The organism is Streptomyces calidiresistens (assembly GCF_014141525.1).
GTDB lineage: Bacteria > Actinomycetota > Actinomycetes > Streptomycetales > Streptomycetaceae > Streptomyces > Streptomyces calidiresistens.
Genome location: NZ_VKHS01001192.1, coordinates 1 through 1,159, shown reverse-complemented (window position 1 = coordinate 1,159; position 1,159 = coordinate 1). Strand labels below are relative to the sequence as shown.

The 1,159-nt window shown below is 74.5% G+C and carries 2 protein-coding genes; both read left to right on the top strand.

Annotated elements, in window-relative coordinates:
* The first annotated feature begins 50 nt into the window (after positions 1-50).
* Positions 51-488 (top strand): Hsp20/alpha crystallin family protein, encoded by a 438-nt coding sequence (locus FOE67_RS26320; protein WP_182667328.1) that lies wholly within the window; start codon positions 51-53, stop codon positions 486-488.
* Between the two features lie 121 nt (positions 489-609).
* Positions 610-1,159: pirin family protein (locus FOE67_RS26315; protein ID WP_182667327.1), on the top strand; the 550-nt coding region annotated here is incomplete at its 3' end.

The following is a 1,159-nucleotide window of genomic DNA, read 5'->3' as shown; positions in this document are numbered from 1 at the left end:
GGGCCCGGGGCGGGGAGAACCCGACGCGCACACCAGCAGGGAGAAGGGACATGGCAGGCGAGACGAACCGCGGGGTGCCGGCCCGTCGACCCGTGTGGTCGGACTGGTTCGACGCCCTCTCGAGGGAGTCGCCCCTCTTCGGGGGCGACCACCCGATCCGCATCGAGGAGGGCAGGGAGAAGGACTCCTACGTGGTGCGGGCCGAGTTGCCCGGGGTCGATCCCGAGAAGGACGTCGAGATCACGGTGGACGAGGGCATGTTGACCATCCACGCCGAACGCACCGAGGAGTCGAGCGGACGGGACGGGCGCGGACACCGCACCGAGTTCCGCTACGGGGCCCTCACCCGGGCCGTTCGACTGCCCCGGGGGGTGGTCGAGGACCGGATCACCGCGGAGTACGACAAGGGGGTCCTCACCGTTCGGGCCCCGGTCGAGGAGGCCGAGCGGCCCTCCGGTCGCAGGGTGGAGGTCACCCGGGGCGGCTGACGCCGTCCCGTCCGCCGTTCCGTCCCGTGGCCCGACCGCGGGGCGGAACGGTGCGGCGGACGGGGGACCACCACCGGCGCCGGGCCGCCCCGGCCGGGGCGGCACTAGGGTGGGCGTCGTGATGCGCGTGTGGCGGGGTGGGGAGCGGTATCCGGGCGGTGACCCGGCGGTCGGGATCGAGTCGTCGCACGCCTTCTCCTTCGGCGCGCACTTCGACCCGACGAATCTGGGGTTCGGGCGGCTGATCGCCGCCAACGAGGAGCGCCTCGCGCCGGGCGCCGGCTTCGACGAGCATCCGCACAGCGGGGTGGAGATCGTCAGTTGGGTGCTGGAGGGGGAGTTGACGCACGGGGGGCCCGGCCGATCCCCGGTGGTGGTGCGTCCCGGTGATCTCCAGGTTCTCGGCGCGGGACGGGGGGTGCGGCACACGGAGCGCAACACCGGCTCGGTGCCCACGCGGTTCCTCCAGTTCTGGTTGACGCAGGTGGAGGAGCCCGGGGAGCCGGAGCACCGGGTGGTGCGGGCGCTGCCGGTGGGGGAGCCGTACGCGCTGCCCCGGGCCGGTGCGGCGCTGACGGTCCATCGCATGGGGCCGGGGGAACGCCGCGCGTGGTCGGTGGGGGAGTGGTGCTACGCGCACGTGGCGGCGGGGGCCGCGGAGTTCCGGGAGG